This is a genomic window from Pseudomonas sp. NY15435, from assembly GCF_048068295.1.
Classification (GTDB): domain Bacteria; phylum Pseudomonadota; class Gammaproteobacteria; order Pseudomonadales; family Pseudomonadaceae; genus Pseudomonas.
In genome coordinates, this window is record NZ_JBLUQA010000009.1 from 72,476 (window position 1) to 94,504 (window position 22,029).

Annotated in this window: 18 protein-coding genes; 15 read left to right on the forward strand and 3 right to left on the reverse strand. The window is 67.1% G+C overall.

All coding sequences use genetic code 11. The features are described from left to right. Positions 1–17: 17 nt before the first annotated feature. On the reverse strand, positions 18–1,640 hold the full coding sequence (locus ACNFH5_RS21120) for a DUF1302 domain-containing protein (RefSeq protein ID WP_416749293.1): 1,623 nt from the start codon (positions 1,638–1,640) through the stop codon (positions 18–20). 284 nt (positions 1,641–1,924) lie between these two features. Here ACNFH5_RS21120 and ACNFH5_RS21125 point away from each other — a divergent pair, with 284 nt between their 5' ends. Further along, on the forward strand, positions 1,925–3,640 hold the full coding sequence (locus tag ACNFH5_RS21125) for an FAD-dependent oxidoreductase (RefSeq protein ID WP_416749295.1): 1,716 nt from the start codon (positions 1,925–1,927) through the stop codon (positions 3,638–3,640). Continuing rightward, positions 3,633–4,511 carry an SDR family NAD(P)-dependent oxidoreductase gene (locus ACNFH5_RS21130; RefSeq protein WP_416749297.1) on the forward strand — a complete coding sequence of 293 codons (879 nt, stop codon included), beginning with the start codon at positions 3,633–3,635 and terminating at the stop codon, positions 4,509–4,511. Before ACNFH5_RS21125 ends, ACNFH5_RS21130 begins: the two co-directional genes overlap by 8 nt. A gap of 753 nt (positions 4,512–5,264) precedes the next feature. On the opposite strand, the gene ACNFH5_RS21135 is transcribed toward ACNFH5_RS21130, so the two are convergent. Then, complete coding sequence (locus tag ACNFH5_RS21135) at positions 5,265–6,398, reverse strand: LLM class flavin-dependent oxidoreductase (protein ID WP_416749298.1); 1,134 nt, start codon at positions 6,396–6,398, stop codon at positions 5,265–5,267. Positions 6,399–6,525: 127 nt separating this feature from the next. Next, on the reverse strand, positions 6,526–7,710 hold the full coding sequence (locus ACNFH5_RS21140; RefSeq protein ID WP_416749300.1) for a flavin-dependent monooxygenase: 1,185 nt from the start codon (positions 7,708–7,710) through the stop codon (positions 6,526–6,528). Between the two features lie 241 nt (positions 7,711–7,951). Between ACNFH5_RS21140 and ACNFH5_RS21145 the strand changes: the two genes are divergently transcribed. From ACNFH5_RS21145 to ACNFH5_RS21205, 13 genes are all read left to right on the forward strand, one after another. Beyond that, a complete protein-coding gene (locus ACNFH5_RS21145; RefSeq protein WP_416749302.1) occupies positions 7,952–8,470 on the forward strand; it encodes a flavin reductase family protein in 519 nt (172 codons plus the stop codon). Positions 8,471–8,475: 5 nt separating this feature from the next. Further along, the gene (locus ACNFH5_RS21150) at positions 8,476–10,137 is read left to right on the forward strand and encodes an FAD-binding protein (RefSeq protein WP_416749304.1); all 1,662 of its coding nucleotides are present in this window, start codon (positions 8,476–8,478) and stop codon (positions 10,135–10,137) included. Positions 10,138–10,149: 12 nt separating this feature from the next. Further along, a complete protein-coding gene (locus ACNFH5_RS21155) occupies positions 10,150–10,905 on the forward strand; it encodes a glucose 1-dehydrogenase (RefSeq protein WP_205335196.1) in 756 nt (251 codons plus the stop codon). Between the two features lies 1 nt (position 10,906). Next, a complete protein-coding gene (locus ACNFH5_RS21160; protein WP_416749307.1) occupies positions 10,907–11,983 on the forward strand; it encodes a 2Fe-2S iron-sulfur cluster-binding protein in 1,077 nt (358 codons plus the stop codon). Positions 11,984–12,447: 464 nt separating this feature from the next. Continuing rightward, on the forward strand, positions 12,448–13,194 hold the full coding sequence (locus ACNFH5_RS21165) for an SDR family NAD(P)-dependent oxidoreductase (protein WP_416749309.1): 747 nt from the start codon (positions 12,448–12,450) through the stop codon (positions 13,192–13,194). A gap of 71 nt (positions 13,195–13,265) precedes the next feature. After that, positions 13,266–14,840: a FadD3 family acyl-CoA ligase gene (locus ACNFH5_RS21170; RefSeq protein ID WP_416749311.1), complete on the forward strand. Its 1,575-nt coding sequence runs from the start codon at positions 13,266–13,268 to the stop codon at positions 14,838–14,840. A 701-nt stretch (positions 14,841–15,541) separates the two neighbouring features. Beyond that, positions 15,542–16,438 carry a VOC family protein gene (locus tag ACNFH5_RS21175; RefSeq protein ID WP_416749313.1) on the forward strand — a complete coding sequence of 299 codons (897 nt, stop codon included), beginning with the start codon at positions 15,542–15,544 and terminating at the stop codon, positions 16,436–16,438. Between the two features lie 10 nt (positions 16,439–16,448). Beyond that, positions 16,449–17,330: a CoA transferase subunit A gene (locus ACNFH5_RS21180; RefSeq protein ID WP_416749315.1), complete on the forward strand. Its 882-nt coding sequence runs from the start codon at positions 16,449–16,451 to the stop codon at positions 17,328–17,330. Between the two features lie 2 nt (positions 17,331–17,332). Next, complete coding sequence (locus tag ACNFH5_RS21185; protein ID WP_416749317.1) at positions 17,333–18,148, forward strand: CoA-transferase subunit beta; 816 nt, start codon at positions 17,333–17,335, stop codon at positions 18,146–18,148. After that, on the forward strand, positions 18,145–19,002 hold the full coding sequence (locus ACNFH5_RS21190; protein ID WP_416749319.1) for an enoyl-CoA hydratase: 858 nt from the start codon (positions 18,145–18,147) through the stop codon (positions 19,000–19,002). The genes ACNFH5_RS21185 and ACNFH5_RS21190 overlap by 4 nt, the downstream gene beginning before the upstream one ends. Next, positions 18,999–20,099, forward strand: coding sequence for an NAD(P)H-dependent flavin oxidoreductase (locus ACNFH5_RS21195; RefSeq protein WP_416749321.1), 1,101 nt, complete (start codon positions 18,999–19,001; stop codon positions 20,097–20,099). Before ACNFH5_RS21190 ends, ACNFH5_RS21195 begins: the two co-directional genes overlap by 4 nt. After that, a complete protein-coding gene (locus ACNFH5_RS21200; RefSeq protein ID WP_416749325.1) occupies positions 20,080–20,832 on the forward strand; it encodes an enoyl-CoA hydratase family protein in 753 nt (250 codons plus the stop codon). Before ACNFH5_RS21195 ends, ACNFH5_RS21200 begins: the two co-directional genes overlap by 20 nt. A gap of 20 nt (positions 20,833–20,852) precedes the next feature. Next, the gene (locus ACNFH5_RS21205) at positions 20,853–22,019 is read left to right on the forward strand and encodes an acyl-CoA dehydrogenase (RefSeq protein WP_416749327.1); all 1,167 of its coding nucleotides are present in this window, start codon (positions 20,853–20,855) and stop codon (positions 22,017–22,019) included. Positions 22,020–22,029: the final 10 nt, after the last annotated feature.

Here is a 22,029-nt window from a genome sequence, read left to right on the forward strand (position 1 = left end):
TGGCTCCTTGGGCTGGGTCAGAAGCTGTATTTCGCGGTGAGCGAAAGGTTGTCGCGGTCCGCCAGGGTGGTTTCGCTCGGGTTGCCGAGGAACATGTTGTAGCGGGCTTCGATACTGAAGTTGTTCAGGTAGCGCCAGGTGGTGCCGACGGCGAAGCGGTCGTCGCCTTCGCCCAGGCCGAAGCTGCCCGGCATGGAGGAATTACCGTTGACCGCCTGGCTGTAGATGATGGGTACGCTCAGGTCCCAGCCGTTGAACACGTTGTTGTAGTCCAGCGTCAGGTTGACGGTGTAACCCCAGGCGGAACGGTCGTAGTAGAGCTTGTCGGTGTTGGGCGTGCGGATCTGCGCGTAGCCGGCGCCGGTGGGAACGAAGACGTCGAAGCTGGGCGCCTTGTCGTTGTTCATCACGCGGTTGTAGCCGACCTCGCCGGTCAGCGTGGTGTTGTCGGCAAAGGGCAGGGCGCCGTACGAGTGGATGAAGGACACCAGCGCCTGGGCGACGTCGGCGCGCACCGGTTGCGGCGTCAGCCCGGTATCGACCAGCACCGGCTGGCCATCGCGGTAGCTGATCTCGCCGCTGACGTTGGTCTCGCCGAGCATGCTGGAGAAGCTCGCGCCATAGAGCTTGATGTCGTCGTAGAAGATCGCCCGGTAGTTGCCGGTGTTCCAGTCGCTGAGGAAGTCCAGCTGCGGGCTGTGGTCGCTGAAACGCAGGTAGTACAGGCCGAACTCGGTGTTGTTGAGCTGCTCCACCGTGTAGGTCAGCGCTGCGCCGTACTGGCCGCTGTTGCCCGGCGTATCGTCGCCCAGGCGGCGCTGCTGGCCGGTGGAGTCGTTGAAGCCGCCTTCGTCGATGTAGTCGGTGGTGGAGAAGAAGTGCCCGACCGGGGTCAGCTCGTTGCGCTTCCACTGGTACTGGTAATACAGCTGCACGCCCAGGTTGTCGGTCAGGCTGTACTGGGTGAACACCTGGCCCACCGGCAGGAACAGCTCCTTGATCTCGATGCCGGGCGTGTTGGCCTTGGTGGCGTCCACCGGGCTCATCGCACCGGAAATGCCGAAGCCGTTGAACAGGCTCTCGCCCCAGGCCACCACCTGGTTGCCGGCGCGGGCGTTGAGGGTGTGGCCGTTCAGATCCCAGGTGCCGTAGGCGTAGGTGTCGAGCAGGCGCAGGTCGTCGCCGGCCTGGTCCTCGGTCTCGCCGGAGAAGTGGTCCGGCTTGGAGCAACGGCCGCCGGCGAAGCAGTTCGAGGTGCCGAAGTCGTTGTCGTTGCCGCGCTGGTAAACGTCGTCGTAGAAGCCGGTGGCGCGGACGAACAGGCCGTAGTCCTGGCGGAACTTGAAGTCCGCCTCGGTGAGGAAGCTGGCGCGGTTGTTGATCAGCGCGCCGCGGTCGAAGGCGTTGTCGCCGTCGTCGCCGTTGGCAATGGCGGGATTGCTGCCGCCGTTGGACAGCGCATGGGCACGCTTCTCGGTGCGCCAGGCGAGGCTGTAGCTCAGGGTGGTATCCCAGTTGACCTGCAGGTCGTCGTTGAACTGGTAGGACAGCGCCTGCGCCTGGCTGGCGAGGAACAGGCTGCTGGCGCTGATCGCAAGGGCAAGGGGCAACGGCGGGAAGGCGATTCTTATTCTTGTCATCTCGTCCTCTGCTCGGGCGGCGCTGTCGGCCAGACCCGGAAACGGTGTTGGCGGGAAGGTGGCGGGGCTGACTATGTGGTCACCCGAGTGCGCCAACATCGTCCAAAAAGACTAAGCCGGCGGGACGGGGACGGGCCGCTCTGGCGCTAGTCCCATCGGACGATGCCGGGGCTTTGCGCGGGCGCGAACAATCGCCGGGCGAGCGTGGTTTTCCGCCACGCCAGATCCCGGAGAACAAGCGCATGAACGCAAGGGCGAGCGGCCAGCGAAGCCGTGAGTGGGACATGGAATGTGACGTCCTGGTGGTGGGCAGCGGTGCGGGTGGCATGACCGCCGCGCTGCGCGCCCGTGACCTCGGCCTGGACGTCCTGCTGGTGGAAAAGAGTGACCGCTACGGCGGCACCACGGCAGTGTCCGGCGGCGGCATCTGGATACCCTGCAACCATCGGATCGCCGCCCTCGGCGGCCAGGATTCGGCGCAGGAAGCGATCCGCTACATCCGCACGGTCAGCGACAACCTCGTGGATGACGGCCGCGTCGAGGCCTACGTCGAGCACGGCCGGCGCATGGTCGAGTACCTGGAAGGCAATAGCCGCGTGCGCTTCGAAGCCCAGGCCGAATACGCCGACTATTACCCGGAAGTCCCCGGCGGCAAACCGGGTTACCGCTCCATGGACCCGCTGCCCTTCGATGCCCGCGAACTGGGCGAGGAGTTCTCGCGGATGCGCGAGCCGTCCCCCGGCACCCTGATGATGGGGCGTGTGGCCATGACCATGAAGGAAGCCCGCGTGCTGCTCTGTCGTGGCACCGGCTGGGTCGGGCTGACGCTGCGCATTCTGTGGCGCTACTGGCGCGACCTGCCCGCGCGTCTGCGCTCGCCGCGCGACCGCTTCCTGACCCTGGGCAACGCGCTGATCGCCGCGCTACGTCGCTCGCTGCTGGACCGCCAGGTACCGCTGTGGCTGAACACCTCGCTGCAGGAACTGATCGAGGAGCAGGGGCGTGTCATCGGCGCCGTGCTGCAGCGCGACGGCCAGACACTGAGGCTTCACGCGCGGCGCGGCGTGGTCATCGCTGCCGGCGGCTTCGAGCGCAACCAGGCCATGCGCAGTCAGTATCATCCGCAGCCTTCCAGCACCCAGTGGACTGCCACGCCACCGTACAACACCGGCGACGGCATCCGCGCCGGACAGCAGCTGGGTGCGGCCACCGCGCTGATGGAGCACAGCTGGTGGGCACCCAGCGCCCACGTGGCCGGAGAGGAAAAAGCGCGTGTGCTGTTCGTCGAGCGCAACCTGCCCGGCTGCGTGCTGGTGGACTCCGCGGGCCAGCGGTTCGTCAACGAAGGCGCGCCCTACACTGACATCGTCTACGCCATGTACGCCCACGACAGCGAGCAGGCGCGCAGCGTGCCCTGCTGGATGATCTTCGACGCCGAGTTCCGCCGCAAATACCCCTGCGGCGCCTTGCTGCCGGGCTACGCCCAGCCGGACAGTCGCCTGCCCAAGCACCTGCAGGGTTTCTACCACAAGGCTGACAGCATCCAGGCGCTGGCCGGTGAGATCGGAGTCGACGGCGCCGGGCTCGCGCGCACGCTGGAGCGCTTCAACCGCTATGCCGTGCTCGGCCAGGACCCGGACTTCCACAAGGGCGAGTCGCTGTTCGACCGCTACTACGGCGATCCGCACGTGCAGCCCAACCCGTGCCTGGCGCCGCTACTGAAAGCGCCGTTCTACGCCGTGAAGATCGACGCCGGCGACATTGGCACCAAGGGCGGCCTGCTCACCGATGTGCATGCCCGCGTGCTGCGCGAGGATGGCAACGCCATCGAGGGTCTCTACGCCATCGGCAACTCCGCCGCCTCGATGATGGGCGCGACCTACCCCGGCGCCGGCTCGACCATCGGCCCGGCGATGACCTTCGGCTTCCTCGCTGCTGAGCACATCCAGCAGCAGGCCGTTCCCGCCCGCGCCCATCCGGAGGTACCGCAGAATGCCTGAATCCACTTCCCGCATCGCCCTGGTCACCGGCGCCAGCCGTGGCGTCGGCAAGGGCATCGCCGAGGCGCTGGGCGCCGCCGGCATGACCGTCTACCTCACCGGGCGCTCCGTCGAATCAGGCAACGCCAGGCTGCGCGGCCAGGTGATGCATGGCAGCATCCACGAAACCGCCGCGGCCATCGATGCCGCCGGCGGTCGTGGCATTGCCGTGCAGTGCGACCACGCTGATGACGAGCAGGTGCGCGCGTTGTTCCAGCGCATCGAGGCCGAGCATGGCCGGCTGGATCTACTGGTGAACAACGTTGCCTTCATCCACGAGCAACTGATCGATCCCGGCCCGTTCTGGGAGAAACCGCTGGAGCTGGTGGACATCCTCGACATCGGCCTGCGCTCGGCCTATGTCGCCAGCTACCACGCCGCCCCCTTGCTGCTGCGCGCACCCAGGGCGCTGGTGGCGTTCACCTCGTCCTTCGGTGCCGGGTGCTACATGCATGGTCCGGCTTACGGTGCGCAGAAGGCCGGCGTGGACAAGCTGGCGGCGGACATGGCCATCGACTTCGAAGGCACGGGCGTGGCGGCGCTGTCCCTCTGGCTCGGCCCGCAGCTCACCGAGCGCACCGCCATTGCCGGCCAGGCCCGCGCCGAGCAGTACGAAGCCTTCCTCGCCATGGCCGAGACGCCGCAGTTCAACGGGCGGATCATTCATGCGCTGCTGGATGATCCAGAACTGCCGCAGCTCTCCGGGCAGACGCTGGTCAGCGCCGAACTGGCGCTGCGCTACGGCATCCAGGAAGCCGACGGCCGCCAGCCACCGTCCTGGCGCGAGCAACTGGGTGCACCGCGGGTGCAGCATCCGGCGCGGGTGATCTGAGCCGAGTGGCTGCGCGGCGGTAGAACACGCGCAGGAGTAGTGCGCCCCACGCCGGGATCCGGCGTGGGGCGTTTGCGTTCAGCGGTGGGTACATGCGTTCGCGAGCAAGCTCGCTCCTACAGTGACCACTTGCATCAGGCGCTGCTCTTTGTAGGAGCGAGCTTGCCCGCGAACAGAACCCGCTCGATGCCGATCCCAGGTGGGGATTCGCTGCTTGAGGCGGCGTACAACCGCGAGCGGTTGTACGCCCCACGCCGGGATCCGGTGTGGGGCGTTTGCGTTCAGCGGTGGGTACATGCGTTCGCGAGCAAGCTCGCTCCTACAGTGGCCACTTGCATCAGGAGCTGCTCTTTGTAGGAGCGAGCTTGCTCGCGAACAGAACCCGCTCGATGCCAATCCCAGGTGCGGATTCGCTGCTTGAGGCGGCGTACAACCGCGAACGGTTGTACGCCCTACGCCGGGATCCGGTGTGGGGCGTTTGCGTTCGGTGGGTACGTGCGTTCGCGAGCAAGCTCGCTCCTACAGTGGCCATTTGCATCAGGCGCTGCTCTTTGTAGGAGCGAGCTTGCTCGCGAACAGAACCTGCTCGATGCCGATCCCAGGTGCGGATTCGCTGCTTGAGGCGGCGTACAACCGCTCGACGTTGTACACCGCCTATCCGCTGCTGATTCCGGCGATGATTTGCCTGCCTGATTCTGCACGAGAAAACAGAACGGGCCCCGAAGGGCCCGTCCTGGTGGTTCAGCGTTCGTTTCAGGCGATCTGCAGCTTGTCGCGGAAGTAGGGGATGACCTTCTCGCCGATGTTCTTCAGCGTCTCGATCTGCGCCCACTGCGGCACGGTGCCCATCTGGCAGATGAAGAGGATTTCATCGGCGCCGGCGTCGATCAGGCGCTGCACGTAGCCGATGCAGTCATTCACCGTGCCGTAGGCGTGGTTGGGGTTCATCATCGCCATGGTCGGGTCGGAGAAGTCCACCGTCACTTCCTCGGAGGCGAAGCGCGAGCGGATCACCGCCTGGCCGTTGCCGTCGACGAAGGTGTCGTCCTGCCATTTGGCCGGGTCCGGGCGCTCGCCGCCGGCGTACCAGTAGGCCAGGGATTCCATGAAGTAGCGCTGGCCGCGCACACCGATGGCGCGGGCCTTCTCGTTGTCGTCCAGGACGATGGCCGGGCACAGCGCGGCGATGTGGCGGTTCGGCCGGAAACCAACCTGGTTGGCCTCGTCACGGTTGTCCCAGGCCTCGTGGTAGACGGCGACCTTCTTGGCGATTTCCTCCGGGCCGCCGAAGCCCAGCACCAGCGCGCCCATGCCGCGGCCACCGGCGTTCTTCAGCGACTCGGTATTGGTGCAGGCCAGGTACATCGGCGGGTGCGGGTCCTGGTAGGGCTTGGGATGAATGGGACGCTTGGGAATCTTCACGTATACGCCGTCGTGCTCGATCTCGTCCTGCACGAACATCTTCGGGATCAGGTACATGGCCTCGTCGATCTGCGGCTGCAGGGTCGCCAGGTCATAGCCGAAGGTGCCGGCCTCCTGCTGGGTGCCGCCCTTGCCCACGCCAAAGTGCACGCGGCCGCCGGACAGCAGGTCGAGAGTGGCGATGCGCTCGGCGACCTTCACCGGGTGGTTCATCGCCGGCGGCAGGCAGACCACGCCGTGGCCGATGCCGATACGCTGGGTCTTGCCGGCGACGAAGGCCAGCATGGTCTCCGGCGCGGACATGTGCGAGTAGTTGGTCAGCGCGGTGTGCTCCACGCACCAGAAGGTGTCGAAGCCGAGCTGGTCGGCCAGCACGGCCTGTTCGACGGTTTCCTCGAAGATACGGCGGTCGCCTTCGCGGGTGCTGTCCAGCGTCTGCGCTTCGTAGATCAGAGAGAATTTCATGGGATGCGTCCCTTGTTGTAGTGGCGGCCGACGGGCTCAGCCTCATGGGCCATGTTCTGTGTTCGCCGGCGCCTCGGAATCGCCCGAACGGACTACGCCGAAGTGCCGGGGTGGCAGGTGCTGCGGCTTAGAGGAAGAAGTCCGTGGAGTCCGCGCCCATGTTCACGCCGCCGAGGTTACAGGCGTACTTCGCCGGGCTGTTGGCGACGTGCGCGCGACCGGTGTGGATGTCGCGGAAGGCCCGGTTGATCGGGTGTTCGCGGAAGATGGTGGAGGCGCCGCTGTTGAACATCAGGGTGCCGGCGGCGCGCGCACACTTGTCCGCCACCAGGGCCGAGTCGTAGCGCATCTTCACCCGCTCGGGCATGCTCAGCGGCTCGCCGTCGCGGGCGCGCTGCATCATCAGCTCGAAGTTGCGCAGCAGCACGGTGCGGCATTCGTCGGCCGCCACCATGGCATCGGCCAGCGCCTGCTGGGCGGCAGGGTCCTGGCCCATCTTGCGGCCGTCATTGACGCCAACGCGGGCGCGGTTGTGCTCGATGAACAGGTTCACCGCGCCCTGCAGCGCACCAATGGCCGCCGAGGACACCGCGCGCACGAAAATCTGCCCGAACGGCAGGCGGAACAACGGCGCACTGTTCACCGCGTTGCCCGGGCTGTTCTGCATGAAACCGTCGAGGGCGCGGTGGGTGCGGTATTCGGGGACGAAGGCGTCTTCCACCAGCACATCGTGGGAGCCTGTGGCCTCCAGGCCCATGACGTTCCAGTTGTCGAGCACCTGGTAGTCGCTGCGCGGCACCAGGAAGGTGCGGTAGTCCGGCATGCCGCCCGGTTCGCTCGGCGGCACCAGGGCGCCAAGGAACGCCCACTGACAGTGCTTGCTGCCGCTGGAGAAGCCCCAGCGCCCGGACAGGCGGAAGCCGCCGTCCACCGGCGTCACCTTGCCTACCGGCATGTAGGAGGAGGAGATCAGTACGCTGGAGTCCTCGCCCCATACATCCTGCGCGGCGCGGTCGTCGAACAACGCCAGCTGCCAGTTGTGGATGGCCACCACGCCCAGCACCCAGGCCGACGACATGCAGCCTTCGGCGAGGGTCATCTGCACTTCGAAGAAGTCCTTGGGCTCCAGCTCGTAGCCTTCCCAGCGGGCCGGCTGGAGAATGCGGAAGAAGCCGGCTTCGTGGAAATCACGGAGGGTTTCCTCCGGCAGCCGGCCTTCACGGGCAGCGTCGGCGGCGCGTTCGCGCAGCACCGGCACCAGCTCGCGGGCGCGCTGGCGCAGGCGCTGACGGATCAGGTCGTGGTCGAGCATCTTGTTGTTCTCCTGTGGTCGCCCCGTGGGGCGGTGCTCGGTCTCCCGCGTCGGATCGCAGGGGCCTTTGCGGGCATTTGAACAACGCGTGGAAATGCCCACATCCCACAAACGGACCATATGCGCGCAGCGCTTCGAGAGCGGGCACGACTAGTCCCCTCGGACGATGTTGCACACCCGCCGCGACCACAGAATCCATCGCACTACACCTCAGCCCAACACGCCCAGCGAGGCCCGTGCGATGAACCAGGACACTCTGAAAGCCGACATGCTCCAGGCCATGCGCCGGCTCGCCAAATCGGTGACCATCATCACCACCAGCGATGGCCGCGAGCGTTACGCCATGTCCGCCACGGCGGTGGACTCGCTGTCCACCGAGCCGCCGTCGCTGCTGATCTGCGTGAACCAGACTGCCTCGCTGCACCGCGTGCTGGACGCCGGCGCGGACTTCTGCGTGAACATCCTCGGCCAGGACCAGGAGCATCTGTCGCACCTGTGCAGCGGCCCGGTGAAAGGCGAGGGGCGTTTTGCCAGCGGCGACTGGCGTGCCACCGAGTGCGGCGTGCCGTACCTGGCAGACGCCCAGTCGAGCGTGGTCTGCGAGCAGGACGGGCGCTTCACCTACGGCACCCACACGGTGTTCATCGGGCGCATCCGCGAGATTCGCAACACCCCGCGCATCACTCCGCTGATCTACGTGAACGGCACCTACACCACCGCCGTCGCCGTGCAGGCGCCGAGCGTGGCAGCGGCGGGCTGACTGCCATGGCCGGTGCACTGCCGATCCCGCCGCTGCGCCTGGGCGCAGGCGAGCGACTGAACTGGCAAGCAACGACCGACCTGCTGGTGGTCGGCTTCGGCGGTGCCGGTGCCTGCGCTGCCCTGGAAGCCCGCGAGCGTGGCCTCGAAGTGCTGGCGCTGGATCGCTTCGCCGGCGGTGGAGCGACCGCGCGCAGCGGCGGCGTCGTGTATGCCGGCGGCGGTACGCCGTACCAGCGTCAGGCCGGTTACAGCGACAATGCCGAGGCAATGTTCCGCTACCTGCAGGGTGAGGTCGGCGACGCGGTTCGGGGCGAAACCCTGCGTGACTTCTGCGAGCGCAGCGTGGACCAGCTGGCCTGGCTAGAGCGCCAGGGCGCACGTTATGAAGCCAGCGTGCCGCCGCACAAGACGTCCTACCCCAGCGACCGTTTCTACCTCTACTACTCGGGCAACGAAGCCGTGCCGGCCTACGCCAGCCTGGCGCAGCCTGCGCCGCGCGGGCACCGCACCAAGGGAAGTGGTATGTCCGGTGCGGCGTTGTTCGCCGCGCTGCGCGCCTCGGCGCGGGAGAACGGCGTACAGCTCTACAGCCAGTGCGAAGTACGCCGGCTGGTGCAGGATGCCAACGGCGCGGTGATCGGCGTCGAGGCCTGGCGCCTGCCGCCGGGCAGCTTTGCCGCGCGTCGCCACGCCTGGCTGAGCCGCACCGCTACCGCGCTGCATCCCTATGCGCCGCCCCTGGCCGAGCGCCTGATCGCGGCCTTGCGTCGAATCGAACAACGACACGCGCGGCCCTTGCTGATCCGTGCGCGCAAGGGTGTGCTGCTCAGTGCCGGCGGCTTCATCTTCAATCGCGAGATGCTTGCCGAGCACGCGCCGCAGTACTTGCCGGGCCTGCCACTGGGCACGCCGGGCTGCGATGGCAGCGGTATCCGCCTTGGCCTTGGCGTGGGTGCCGCTGCCCAGCGCCTGGACAAGGTCAGTGCCTGGCGCTTCATCAATCCACCGCTGGCCTGGGCTCGCGGCGTGATCGTCAATGCCCGCGGCGAGCGCTACTGCAACGAAGAGGTCTACGGCGCCACCCTCGGCCACGCCATGGTGGAAGAGCAGGGCGGCCGCGCCATCCTCATCCTCGATCGCGCGCTGCTCAGGGAATCCCTGCGCCAGGTCGGGCCGGGCAAGGTCTGGTCGTTCCAGCGCCTGCCGGTGCTGCTCAACCTGCTGTTCAATCGCCGCCGGGGCGATACCCCCGAAGCGCTGGCCCGTGCCATCGGCGTACCGCCGCAGAACCTGCAGCACACCCTGGAGGAGTACAGCCGGGCCGCGCGGGGCGAGCACACCGACGCCTTCGGCAAGTCGCCGGCGATGCTCGCCGATCTCGACGATGGTCCCTGGTACGCCCTGGACCTGTCCTTCGACAGCAAGCTGTTCCCCTGCCCGGCGATCACCCTCGGCGGGCTGCGCGTCTGCGAGCGCAGCGGCCGCGTGCTGGATGCCGGCGGAGAACCCATCGCCGGGCTCTACAGCGCCGGTCGCAATGCCGTGGGTGTCGCTTCCAATCTCTACGTATCCGGCCTGTCCATCGCCGACTGCGTGTATTCCGGTCGCCGCGCCGCCGCCCACGCGGCGTCCCGCGCGGCAGCCGTCATCCCCGAAACCGCCTGAAGGAAAACAAGCATGAATCGAGTACAAGGCAAGGTCTGCATCGTCACCGGCGCCGCCAGCGGTATTGGCCGCGAGGACGCGCTGCTGCTGGCCGGCGAGGGCGCCCGCGTGGTCCTCACCGACCTCAACGAGGAAGCCGGCCGTGCGCTGGCGGAGCAGATCGGCGGCGATGCGCTGTTCATCCGCCACGACATTGCCAGCGAGAGCGACTGGCAGCACGTGGTGAAAACCACCCTGGAGCGTTTCGGTCGCCTCGATGTGCTGGTCAACAACGCCGCCATCCTCGCCCTGGGCAGCATCGAGGACACCAGCCTGGAGCTGTGGCGCAAGGTGCAGACCATCAACGGCGAGGGCTACTTCCTCGGTTGCAAGTACGCCATCGCGGCGATGAAGGAAAGCGGCGGCGGCTCCATCGTCAATATGTCCTCGGTGGCGGCGCTGGGCGGCATGCCGGCGTTCTGCGCCTACTCGGCGTCCAAGGGCGCGGTGGCCGCCATGACCCGTTCCATCGCGCTGCACTGCAAGCAGCAGGGCTATCGCATCCGCTGCAACAGCGTGCACCCCGACGGCGTCAACACGCCGATGACCCAGGCCCTGGCGGGCGGCCAGCCGATTCCGCAGGAGGCGCTGGATGCCGACCCGATGAACCGCATGTGCGCGCCGCAGGATATTGCCAACGTGGTGCTGTTCCTCGCTTCGGACGAATCGCGCTTCATCAACGGCGCCGAGATCCGCGTGGACAACGCCCAACTGATCAGCGGGATCTGATATGGGCAGCGCGCAGTCCCTGGCGCCCCAGGCGCCGAGCGTGGCCGGCAGCTTCCAGCTGGAGGTGGCGCAGGTCATCGAGGAAACCGCCGACGCCCGCTCGCTGGTGCTGCGCGTACCGCAGGAGCTGGCCGCACGCTTCGCCTACCAGGCCGGGCAGTTCCTCGGTTTCCGCGTCAGCGTGGCGGGCAAGCGCCTGCTGCGCTGCTACTCGATGTCCAGCGCACCGGGGCTGGATACGCAGCTGCGGGTGACGATCAAGCGCGTCGAAGGTGGACGCGTATCGAACTGGATGAATGACAGCGTACGCGCCGGCGACCACCTGGAGGTGCTGCCGCCGGCCGGGCACTTCCACCTGGGCGCCGAGACCCGTGACCTGCTGCTGTTCGGCGGCGGTTCGGGCATCACGCCGGTGTTTTCCATCCTGCGCGAGGCGCTGGCGAGTCGCGATTGCCGCATCCGCCTGGTGTATGCCAACCGTGACGCCGAGTCGGTGATCTTCCGCGACGAGCTGCGCAGCCTGCTGCGTGAACACGGTGAGCGCCTGCAGGTGATCCATGTGCTGGACAGTGTGCAGGGCTTTCTCGCTGGCAGCGATGTGCGTCATCTGCTGCGCGGCTGGGAGGAGGCGGAATGCTTCATCTGTGGCCCCGGGCCGTTCATGGATACCGTGGAGGCCGGCCTGCTGGCGGCGGGCGTGCCGCCAGCGCGGGTTCACGTCGAACGCTTCGTCTCGCCGGCCGATCCGGACGAGCTGGAAGCGGCCGATGAGCAGGCTCGCCAAGCTGTCGCCGGCATCGAGGTGGAACGCCTGAGCGTGACTCTCGACGGTGCCGAGCATGAGGTTGCCTGCGTACCCGGCGAAACCCTGCTGGAAAGCTGCCGCCGCGCCGGGCTGGCGCCGCCCGCGTCCTGCGAAGAAGGCTTCTGCGGCGCCTGCATGTGCCAGGTGGAGCAGGGCGAGGTGCTGTTGCCGCGCAACGACGTGCTCAGTGCGGCCGAGCTGGCCGACGGCTGGACCCTGGCCTGCCAGGGCCGCGCCGGCAGCCGCGAGGTACGCGTTCGCTTTCCTGATTGAAGCTGGACAGAAGTCCGGACCGAAAGATTGCTCTCGAGTGAGGGGCGGTGCCTGCCCCCTTTTTCGCCCGGCCTAGTGCCGGGCTTTTTTATCTTGCTGTAGGAGCGAGCTTGCTCGCGAACGCACTCTGCCGCTTGCCCCTATGTGTGCGGGGTTCGCGAGCAAGCTCGCTCCTACAAAAAACGGTACTGGCTGAATCTCGTATGCACGCCAGCGTCATCTGCTGTGCCGGTGCCGGCGGATCACCTATTCCGGCCTATGCGCTCTGCGGCGCCGTAGGAGCGAGCTTGCTCGCGAACGCACTCTGCCGCTTGCCCCGGTGTGTGCGGGGGTCGCGAGCAAGCTCGCTCCTACACAAATCGGTGCTTGCGCAGCGGCTAGTCCCAATGGACGATTTGCCACCGCCGCCGGCTCGCTAGTCTGCGGCGCAGAGCAAACCGACAACAACAAACAGAGGTGTGCGAATGAATCGACTGCAAGGCAAGGTTGCCGTGGTCACGGGTGCTGCATCGGGTATCGGGCTGGCCTGCGCCCGCTGTTTCGCCGAAGAGGGCGCCCAGGTCGTCGGCCTGGACGTGGGTAATGCGCCGGCGGATTTCCCTGGCCTGTTCATGGCCCTGGACGTGCGCGACGAGAACAACGTGCAGCAGGTGATGGGCGAGGTGGTCTCGCGCCACGGCCGCATCGATGTGCTGGTCAACGCTGCCGGCGTCGCCAGCCAGGGCAACGTCACCAGTTCGCCAACCAGCGAATGGCAGCGCGTGCTGGACATCAACCTCACCGGCAGCATGCTCACCAGCAAGCACGCGGTGGCGCAGATGGTGCAGCAGCGCAGCGGCTCGATCATCAACATCGGCTCGATCTTCGGCCTGCAGGGCTGCGACGGCAACACCGCGTACAACGTCGCCAAGGGTGGTATCAACCAGCTGACGCGCTCCATGGCCATCGACTACGGTCACGCCAACGTGCGGGTCAACGGCCTCTGCCCGGGCCTGATCGAAACCCCGATGACGCAGATGGTCCGCGAGCAGGAGGCCTTCCACGCCTTCTTCGCCTCGCAGCACATGCTGTGCCGCGCCGGGCAGCCGGAAGAGGTGGCCAAGGCCGCGCTGTTCCTCGCTTCCGACGATGCCTCCTTCGTCAGCGGGCAGATGATCGCCGTCGACGGCGGCTTCTCAGCCGGCCGCCGCTTCGCGCCGCCTCAGGCCTGAGTCCGGCCTTGTCTGCGGGCCGGCCTGGCGCCGGCCCACTTTCGATACCTGTTCGACTTGAGCTGCCCGCCATGAACTGCCTGCCGTCTGCCCTGACCATCCCCCAACTGCTCGCCGCAACGGCCTCAACCTACGGCGACCTGTCGGCCATCGAAGATGGCGACGTCCGTCTCAGTTACCGCCAGCTCGATGCAACCCGCCGCCGCGCCGCGCGAGCGCTGCTGGCCCTGGGCGTGGCTCACGGCGAGCGGGTGGCGGTATGGGCCCCGAACCTCTGGGAGTGGATTGTCGCGGCCACCGCGCTGCAAAGCGTCGGTGCCTTCCTGGTACCGCTCAACACCCGGATGAAGGGCGCTGAGGCGGCACTGGTGCTGCGCGAAAGCGGGGCTAGCCTGCTGTTCGTGATGAGCGAATTCCTCGGCATCGATTACCCGGCGCTGCTGGACGGCGAGAGTCTCCCAGCGTTGCGCCAGCGGGTGATCCTGCGCGGCTCGCGAGAGGGGGCGCTCGATTGGGCAAGCTTCCTGGCGCTGGCCGATGGCGTCGAGGAAGGCGCGCTGGATGCGCGCGAAGGCGCGCTTGGCGCCGATGACCTGTGCGACCTGCTGTTCACCTCGGGCACCACCGGCAAGCCCAAGGGCGTGATGACCGCCCACGGGCAGAACCTGCAGCTGGTGCGCGACTGGAGCGAAATGGTCGGCCTGCGCGAGGGCGATCGTTACCTGATCGTCAACCCGTTCTTCCATAGCTTCGGCTACAAGGCCGGCTGGCTGGCAGCGCTGATGCGCGGTTGCTGCGTGCTGCCGCAGGCGGTGTTCGACGTGCCGCTGTTGCTGCAGCGCGTGGCTGCCGAGCGCGTGACGGTACTCCCAGGGCCGCCGACGCTGTATCAATCGCTGCTGGCGCATCCGTGTCGCGACGAGTTCGACCTGTCCTCCCTGCGCGTGGCAGTGACCGGCGCGGCTTCGGTACCGGTGGAGATGGTCCGGCGCATGCGCAGCGAGCTGGGCTTTGAAACCATCGTCACCGCCTACGGCCTTACCGAGACCTGCGGCTTCGTCACCATCTGCCGGCCCGGCGACGATGCCGAGACCATCGCCACCACCAGCGGCCGCGCCTTCCCCCATGTGGAAGTGCGTTGCGTGGACAGTCAGGGCGGCAGCGTGCCCACCGGCGAACCGGGCGAAGTCGTGGTGCGCGGCTACAACCTGATGCGCGGCTACTTCAATAATCCCGAAGCCACTGCCGAGGCCATCGACAGCGAAGGCTGGCTGCACACCGGCGATATCGGCGTGCTGGATGAGCGGGGCTACCTGCGCATCACCGACCGGCTCAAGGACATGTTCATCAACGGCGGCTTCAACGTGTACCCCGCCGAGGTGGAGCAGGCCATTCTTGGCTATCCTGGCGTCGCTCAGGCGGCGGTGATCGGCATCCCCGACGAACGCCTGGGGGAGGTCGCCATGGCCTTTCTGCTGCCAGCCGCCGGCCAGGCCATCGACCTGGACGCCTTCCTCGCCTGGTGCCGCGAGCGCATGGCCAACTACAAGGCGCCGCGCCGGGCCATGCTGCTCGATGCACTGCCGCTCAACGCGGCCGGCAAGGTTACCAAGGCGGCGTTGCGGGAGCTGGCGGCGAGTTGCTGATAATCGCAGCGCTATTGATTGGTGTAGAGGCTGCTCGGTTGCTGGGTGGCCCTTGCTCCGTGCTCCCCCTCCCTAACCCTCTCCCTGAAGGGAGAGGGGACTGTTCGGCACTACCCGATATCCAGAGTATTTCTGATACTGCAGGATGAACCTGGGACCTTGATGTGGCGGGGGGAGCTTCCTCTCCCTGAAGGGAGAGGGGACTGTTCGGCAGTGACCCGATATCCGGGGTGTTTCTGATACCACAGGATGAACCTGGGACCTTGATGTGGCAGAGGGTAGCTCCCTCTCCCTTCAGGGAGAGGGCTGGGGAGAGGGGCTCCGTTTGCGCCGAGACTTCATCATCAGGATCGCGATCTGGACTTAATCCGATGCGTGCTGCCGCGCTCCTCATCGCACGGCAGAGCGGTTCCGGGCTGGACTGCAATCCGGACCTTCTACATTTCTATCCTTTCCTTCGTTGCACTGGCTCTAGCCGATGGCCAGGTGCTGGACCAGCATCGAGATGTTCTTGCATCAATCCATCTTCGTCCAGGGGTGAGCTCCAGGGGGCAGTAGACTGTCACATTCCGCGCAACCCACGTCCCACGGCCCTTTTGCGCTAGTCCCATTGGACGATGTTGGGCGCCCCCCGCGCTGTTTGAATCCTCATCACCAGCCGATCCGTACGACGCATCGGCGATGACGATGAGGAGAACACCATGGATATCCGCGGACTGGGCTACGTGACCGTCCTGGCCAGCGATCTTGCGCGCTGGAGCAGCTACGCCAGCGACGTGCTGGGCATGATGGTGGACGCCGCCGCCCCCGAAGGCGCGCTGTACCTGAAGATGGACGAGCGCCACTACCGCGTGCTGGTGCTGCGCGATGAGCGGGACGGCTACGGCGCCAGTGGCTGGGAAGTGGCCGGCAAGGCCGCCTTCGAGCAGGCCATCGCCGAACTGGCCCAGGCCGATGTCGAGGTTGTCCGTGGCAGCGCCGCCGACTGCGCGCTGCGCAAGGTCCAGGAGCTGGCACTGTTCCGCGATCCCGACGGCAACCGCCATGAGCTGTTCTGGGGGCCGTGCCAGGACTTTCGCCCGTTCGTCTCGCCGGTGGGTGTCAGCGGCTTCGTCACCGGTGCCATGGGCATGGGCCATGTGGTGCTGCCGGCGCCGACCTTCGAGCGCTGCCGTGACTTCTACGAACAGGTGATGGGCTTCGGCCTCTCCGACCTGATGAAGGTGCGTTTCACCCCCGATCCGCAGGAGCCGGAGAAACGTATCCACTTCCTCCATTGCAACAACACGCGCCATCACTCGCTGGCGATCTTCGAGTGCCCGATCCCCAGCGGCTGTGTGCACATGATGCTGGAGACCGCCGCCCTCGATGACGTGGGCCGCGCATTGGACCGCATGCACGCCAACGGCGTGAAGCTCTCGGCGACCCTGGGCAAGCACACCAACGATAACATGGTGTCGTTCTACATGCAGAGCCCTGGCGGGTTCGACATCGAGTACGGCCATGGCGGGTTGGAAGTGGACTGGGCGGAGCACACCCCGTTCGAAAGCACCGTGGTCAGCCACTGGGGCCACGACTTCAGTGTCGGCCGCCAGTAAGGAGCGCAACATGGACAAACGCATGACGGCCACCGAGGTGGTCGCCCAGCTGCGCGACGGCATGACCCTCGGCATCGGCGGTTGGGGCCCGCGGCGCAAGCCCATGGCGCTGATCCGCGAGATCCTGCGCTCGGACCTCAAGGATCTGACCATCGTCGCCTATGGCGGCGCCGACGTCGGCATGCTCTGCGCCGCCGGCAAGGTCAGGAAGCTGGTATTCGCTTTCGTCTCGCTGGACTTCATCCCGCTCGAACCCTATTTCCGCAAGGCCCGCCAGGCCGGTGAGCTGGAGGTGATGGAGATCGACGAGGGCATGCTGCTGCTGGGCCTGCGCGCGGCGGCCATGAAGGTGCCGTTCCTGCCCACGGCCGTGGGCCTGGGCACCGATGTGCTCAAGCACAACCCGCAGATCAAGCTGATCGCCTCGCCCTACGCCGATGGCCGCGACTGGGTCGCCATGCCAGCGCTGGAGCTGGATGCGGCGCTGGTCCACGTCGACCGTGCCGACGCCCGCGGTGTCTGCCAGATCGACGGGCCGGACCACTATATGGATGACCTGTTCGTCCGCGCCGCCAGACAGACCTTCGTCAGTTGTGACGAACTGGTGGAGTCCGCGCACTTCCACGCCAACCCGCAGGCGGCACGCACGGTGTTCTGGGAGCGCAACCTCACCGATGGCGTGGTGCACGTTGCGGGCGGTGCCCACCCCAGTTCCTGCGCGCCGCTGTACGGCTTCGACGTGGCGCACTTCCAGCGCTACAACGCCTCGGTCCAGGAAGAGGACGGCTGGCAGCGCTACTACGACGAATTCATCCGCGACGGCGAAGCCGCCTACCTGGAAAAGGTCGGTGGGCTCGAGTCGCTCCGCAAGCTGCCACTGCCGGTGTTCTGACCATGACTGACGCTAACGCTTCCTGCAGCCTCGCCGAGCTGTTGATCTGCGCCGCCAGCGAATGCTGGCGTGACGACGGCGAAGTGCTCGCCACCGGCATCGGCGTGGTCCCGCGCCTGGCCGCTTCCCTGGCCATGCTGAGCAGCAACCCGGACCTGCTGATGACCGACTCCGAGGCCTTCATGGTCGCCGAGCCGGTGCCGCTGGGCGCGCGCAACGGCTACGTGCCGAAGTTCGACAGCTGGATGGGCTTCTCGCGCATCTTCGACAACGTCTGGGGCGGCCGCCGCCACGCGCTCGTCGGCCCGACCCAGATCGACCGTTTCGGCCAGGCCAACATTTCCTGCATCGGCGACTACGCCAAGCCCAAGGCGCAGATGCTCGGCGTGCGCGGCTTCCCCGGCAATTCCATCAGCCATGCCAACTCCTTCTTCGTGCCGGCGCACAGCCGCCGGGTGTTCGTCGAAGGCGAGGTCGACATGGTCGCCTCGGTCGGCTACAACCCGGCGCGCCTGGCGCGTGGCTGGTCGCTGGACGATATCGACATCCGCCTGATCGTCACCGACCTCTGTGTGCTCGATTTCGCGGGGCAGCAGAAGCAGATGCGCGTACGCTCTCTGCATCCGGGCGTGGAACTGGCGCAGGTGCTGGACAACACCAGCTTCGACCTGGCGCTGCCGGCGCAGATTCCGACCACCGTCATGCCCACCGCCGCGCAGCTGGAAATCCTCCAGCGCCTGGACCCGCACAACCTGCGCAGCCGCCAGCTCAAGGACAACCCGCCGGCCGTGCGCGCTGCCGAAGGAGCACGGCCATGAGCGAAGAGGTCGTCCTCTACGAAGTCCAGGGCCCGGTGGCCCTGGTCAGCATGAATCGCCCCGAGTTCCACAACGCGCAGAACTCGAAGATGACCTACGCGCTGGACGCAGCCTTCCGTCGTGCCTGCGACGATGATGCGGTCAAGGTCATCGTCCTGCGTGGCGAGGGCAAGCACTTCTCCGCCGGCCACGACATCGGTACGCCGGGCCGCGACGTCAACGAAAGCTTCGAGCGCGCCAGCCTGTGGTACGACCACGTGAACAAGCCGGGTGGCGAGTTTCTCTATGCCCGCGAGCAGGAGGTCTACCTGGGCATGTGTCGGCGCTGGCGGGAGATGCCCAAGCCGACCGTGGCCATGGTGCAGGGCGCCTGCATCGCCGGCGGACTGATGCTGGCCTGGGTCTGCGACCTGATCGTCGCCAGCGACGATGCCTACTTCCGCGACCCGGTGGTGCGCATGGGTATTCCCGGCGTCGAGTACTTCGCTCATGTGCATGAACTGAGCTCGCGCATCGCCAAGGAATTCCTCTTCCTCGGCGAGCGCCTGCCGGCCGAGCGCGCCTGGCAGCTGGGCATGGTCAACAGGGTGGTGCCGCGCGACGTGCTGCTGGACGTGACCCTGGACATGGCGCGCCGCATGGCCGAGATGCCGCGCCTGGGCCTGCAGCTGGCCAAGCAGGCGGTGAACAACGCCGAGGACCTGATGGGCAAGCGCGCCACCATGGACATGGTGTTTGGCCTGCACCACTTCGCCCACGCCCACAACGAACTGGTCAGCGGCGATCGCCTCGGCGGCTACGATGCCCGCGCCATGGCCAGCTCGCAGCGCGAGCCAGTGGAGGGCGGCCGATGAGTGCGGACCTGAGCACCCGCGTCACCCAGTTGCTCGGCTGCCGCTTCCCGATCATCCAGACCGCCATGGGCTGGGTAGCCGATCCGCGCCTGGTGGCGGCCACCAGCAATGCCGGGGCGTTCGGCTTTCTCGCCGGCGCAACCATCGAGCCTCACCAGATGGAAGCGGCGATCCTGGAAACCCGGTCGCTGACCTCGGCGCCCTTCGGTGTCAACTTCCACATGTATCAGCCCAACGCCGGCGAGATCGTCGAGCTGGTGCTGCGCCACGGCGTGAAAGCAGTGAGCTACAGCCGCTCGCCGGGCAAGCAGATGGTCGCCCGGCTGAAAGAGGCCGGGGTGATCTGCATGCCCACGGTCGGTGCGCTCAAGCACGCGCAGAAGGCCGTGGAGCTTGGCGCTGATATCGTCACTGTGCAGGGCGGCGAGGGCGGCGGCCACACCGGTTCCGTGCCCACTTCGCTGTTGCTGGCGCAGGTGCGCGAGGCCGTGCAGGTGCCGGTGGTGGCCGCTGGTGGCTTCCACGACGGCGCCGGCCTGGTGGCTGCGCTCGCCTTGGGCGCCGAGGGCGTGGCCATGGGTACGCGCTTTCTGATGAGTCGCGAAAGCCCGGTGCCGGACGCCACCCTGGCGCGCTACCTGGGCGTGAAGGACCCGGCGCAAGTGATCGTCAGCCGCGCCCTCGATGGCCTGCCGCAGCGGATGCTCCGCAACGAACTGCTCGACGCCCTGGAGGCCGCCGGCCGCTGGCGGCGCCTGGCACTCGCCGCGCAGTGTGCGCTGGCCTACCGGCGTCACTCCGGCATCAGCCTCACGCAGATGCTCCAGGCGCTGCGCAACCGGGGCGAACTGACCCTGTCCCAGGCGCTGCTGGCGGCCAATGCGCCCATGGTGATCCAGAAGGCCATGGTCGATGGCCAGCCCGAAGACGGCGTGCTGCCGGCCGGGCAGGTCGCCGCATTGCTCGGCAGTCGCCTGCCGTGCGCCGAGATCATCCAGAACATCGTCAACCAGGCCGAAGTCCAGCTCACCGGGCTGGCCCGCCGGGTCGACCCGCAACCCATCCAGGAGAGCCTCCATGCAGCCGTTTCGCGTTGAGATCCACGACCATATCGCCGAGATGGTGTTCGACCGTCCGCCGGTGAATGCCTTCGACTGCGCCGGCTGGGCCGCCATCGCCGCCGAGCTGGAACGCCTGGGCCGCGACGACGCGGTGCGGGTCATCGTCATTCGCGCCGAGGGCCGGGGCTTCTGCGCCGGCGTCGACATCAAGGAGCTGGCCGCCGATGGCAATCTGATCGTTGCGGTGAACAAGGGCAACTACGACAGCTTCAAGGCCGTGCACCGCAATCCCAAGCCGGTGATCGCCGCCGTGCATGGCTTCGTCCTGGGCGGCGGCATCGGCCTGTGCGGTGCGGCGGACATCGTCGTCGCCAGCGAATGCGCGACCTTCGGCGTGCCCGAGGTGGACCGTGGCGCCATGGGCGGCGGCGCGCACCTGCAGCGCCTGTTCCCGGTGCAGAAGGTGCGCCACATGTACTTCACCGGCGAGCCCATAGACGCCTATGAGGCCTACCGGCTGGGCGCGGTGGAGCGCGTGGTGCCGCGTGACAGGCTGCGCGACGCGGCGCTGGACCTGGCCCGCCGGATCGCTGCCAAGAGCCCGGCCATGATCACGCTCGCCAAGGAAGCGTTGACCGGTATCGAGGACGGCAACCTCGAAGACAAGTATCGCTGGGAGCAGGGCTTCACCCTCGAAGCCTATCGCTCGCTGGATTCCCAGGAAGCGCGTGACTCCTTCGTCGAGAAGCGCGAAGCGCAATTCAACTGATCAACCACAGGCAGCAGCCCATGGACCTCAACTACAACAAAGAGCAACAGGCCTTCCGCGAGGAAGTCCGCGCCTGGCTGGCGGCCAACGTGCCGAAGAACCCCTTGCCCTCGTACGACACCGAAGAAGGTTTCCGCCTGCACCGCGAGTGGGAAGCGCGCCTGCATGACGGCCACTGGGGCATGGTGACCTGGCCGCAAATCTACGGCGGCCGTGGCTGCGACCTGATCCAGTGGCTGATCTTCGAAGAAGAGTACTACCGCGCCGGCGCCCCCGGCCGGGTCAACCAGAACGGTATCTTCCTGCTCGGCCCGACCCTCATGGAGTTTGGCAGCGAGGAGCAGAAGGCGCGCTTCCTGCCGCGCATGGCGCGTGGCCAGGACGTCTGGGCCCAGGGCTGGTCCGAGCCGGGCGCAGGGTCGGACATGGCCGCCATCCGCTCGCGTGCCGAGCGCGTCGGCGACCACTACGTGATCAACGGCCAGAAGACCTGGTCGACCCGCGCGGTCTGGGCCGACTGGCTGTTCGGCATGTTCCGCACGGACCCTGCGTCCAGCCGTCACCATGGGCTGACCTTCATCCTGGTGCCGCTGGACTCGCCGGGCATCACTGTGCGCCCGATTGCCCAGCTCGACGGCCTGCCGGGCTTCGCGGAAATCTTCTTCGATGACGTCAAGGTGCCGGTGGAGAACGTGCTGGGTGGCGAAGGGCAGGGCTGGCACGTGGCAATGTCCACCGCCGGCTTCGAGCGCGGGTTGATGCTGCGTTCGCCCGCGCGCTTCCAGGAAACTGCGCGGCGCCTGCTGCAGCTGTATCAGGAAAACCGCGCGGCAGCCGACCGCGACCCGACCATCGGCGAAGCGGTGATGCGCGCCTGGCTCGACGCCGAGGCCTACACCCTGAGCACCTACATGACCGCCTCGCGCCTGCAGCAGGGCGGCCGTATCGGCCCGGAATCCTCCACCAACAAGATCTTCTGGTCGGAGCTGGACCAGCGCATGCACGACACTGCCCTGAGCATCCTCGGCGCCCGCGCCGAACTGTTGCCGGGCGAGCCGCTGGCCGATGAAGTCGGGCGTTGGCTGGACGGCTTCCTGTTCTCCCTGGCCGGCCCGATCTACGCCGGCACCAACGAAATCCAGCGCAACATTATCGCCGAGCGCATGCTCGGCATGCCGCGCGCCTGAGGAGCCGGGA

What these genes read in the sequence shown, in the direction of transcription:
- ACNFH5_RS21120 (WP_416749293.1), bottom strand. Translation starts at nt 1,640, where the DNA reads ATGACAAGAATAAGAATCGCCTTCCCGCCGTTGCCCCTTGCCCTTGCG.
- ACNFH5_RS21125 (WP_416749295.1), top strand. Translation starts at nt 1,925, where the DNA reads ATGGAATGTGACGTCCTGGTGGTGGGCAGCGGTGCGGGTGGCATGACC.
- ACNFH5_RS21130 (WP_416749297.1), top strand. Translation starts at nt 3,633, where the DNA reads ATGCCTGAATCCACTTCCCGCATCGCCCTGGTCACCGGCGCCAGCCGT.
- ACNFH5_RS21135 (WP_416749298.1), bottom strand. Translation starts at nt 6,398, where the DNA reads ATGAAATTCTCTCTGATCTACGAAGCGCAGACGCTGGACAGCACCCGC.
- ACNFH5_RS21140 (WP_416749300.1), bottom strand. Translation starts at nt 7,710, where the DNA reads ATGCTCGACCACGACCTGATCCGTCAGCGCCTGCGCCAGCGCGCCCGC.
- ACNFH5_RS21145 (WP_416749302.1), top strand. Translation starts at nt 7,952, where the DNA reads ATGAACCAGGACACTCTGAAAGCCGACATGCTCCAGGCCATGCGCCGG.
- ACNFH5_RS21150 (WP_416749304.1), top strand. Translation starts at nt 8,476, where the DNA reads ATGGCCGGTGCACTGCCGATCCCGCCGCTGCGCCTGGGCGCAGGCGAG.
- ACNFH5_RS21155 (WP_205335196.1), top strand. Translation starts at nt 10,150, where the DNA reads ATGAATCGAGTACAAGGCAAGGTCTGCATCGTCACCGGCGCCGCCAGC.
- ACNFH5_RS21160 (WP_416749307.1), top strand. Translation starts at nt 10,907, where the DNA reads ATGGGCAGCGCGCAGTCCCTGGCGCCCCAGGCGCCGAGCGTGGCCGGC.
- ACNFH5_RS21165 (WP_416749309.1), top strand. Translation starts at nt 12,448, where the DNA reads ATGAATCGACTGCAAGGCAAGGTTGCCGTGGTCACGGGTGCTGCATCG.
- ACNFH5_RS21170 (WP_416749311.1), top strand. Translation starts at nt 13,266, where the DNA reads ATGAACTGCCTGCCGTCTGCCCTGACCATCCCCCAACTGCTCGCCGCA.
- ACNFH5_RS21175 (WP_416749313.1), top strand. Translation starts at nt 15,542, where the DNA reads ATGGATATCCGCGGACTGGGCTACGTGACCGTCCTGGCCAGCGATCTT.
- ACNFH5_RS21180 (WP_416749315.1), top strand. Translation starts at nt 16,449, where the DNA reads ATGGACAAACGCATGACGGCCACCGAGGTGGTCGCCCAGCTGCGCGAC.
- ACNFH5_RS21185 (WP_416749317.1), top strand. Translation starts at nt 17,333, where the DNA reads ATGACTGACGCTAACGCTTCCTGCAGCCTCGCCGAGCTGTTGATCTGC.
- ACNFH5_RS21190 (WP_416749319.1), top strand. Translation starts at nt 18,145, where the DNA reads ATGAGCGAAGAGGTCGTCCTCTACGAAGTCCAGGGCCCGGTGGCCCTG.
- ACNFH5_RS21195 (WP_416749321.1), top strand. Translation starts at nt 18,999, where the DNA reads ATGAGTGCGGACCTGAGCACCCGCGTCACCCAGTTGCTCGGCTGCCGC.
- ACNFH5_RS21200 (WP_416749325.1), top strand. Translation starts at nt 20,080, where the DNA reads ATGCAGCCGTTTCGCGTTGAGATCCACGACCATATCGCCGAGATGGTG.
- ACNFH5_RS21205 (WP_416749327.1), top strand. Translation starts at nt 20,853, where the DNA reads ATGGACCTCAACTACAACAAAGAGCAACAGGCCTTCCGCGAGGAAGTC.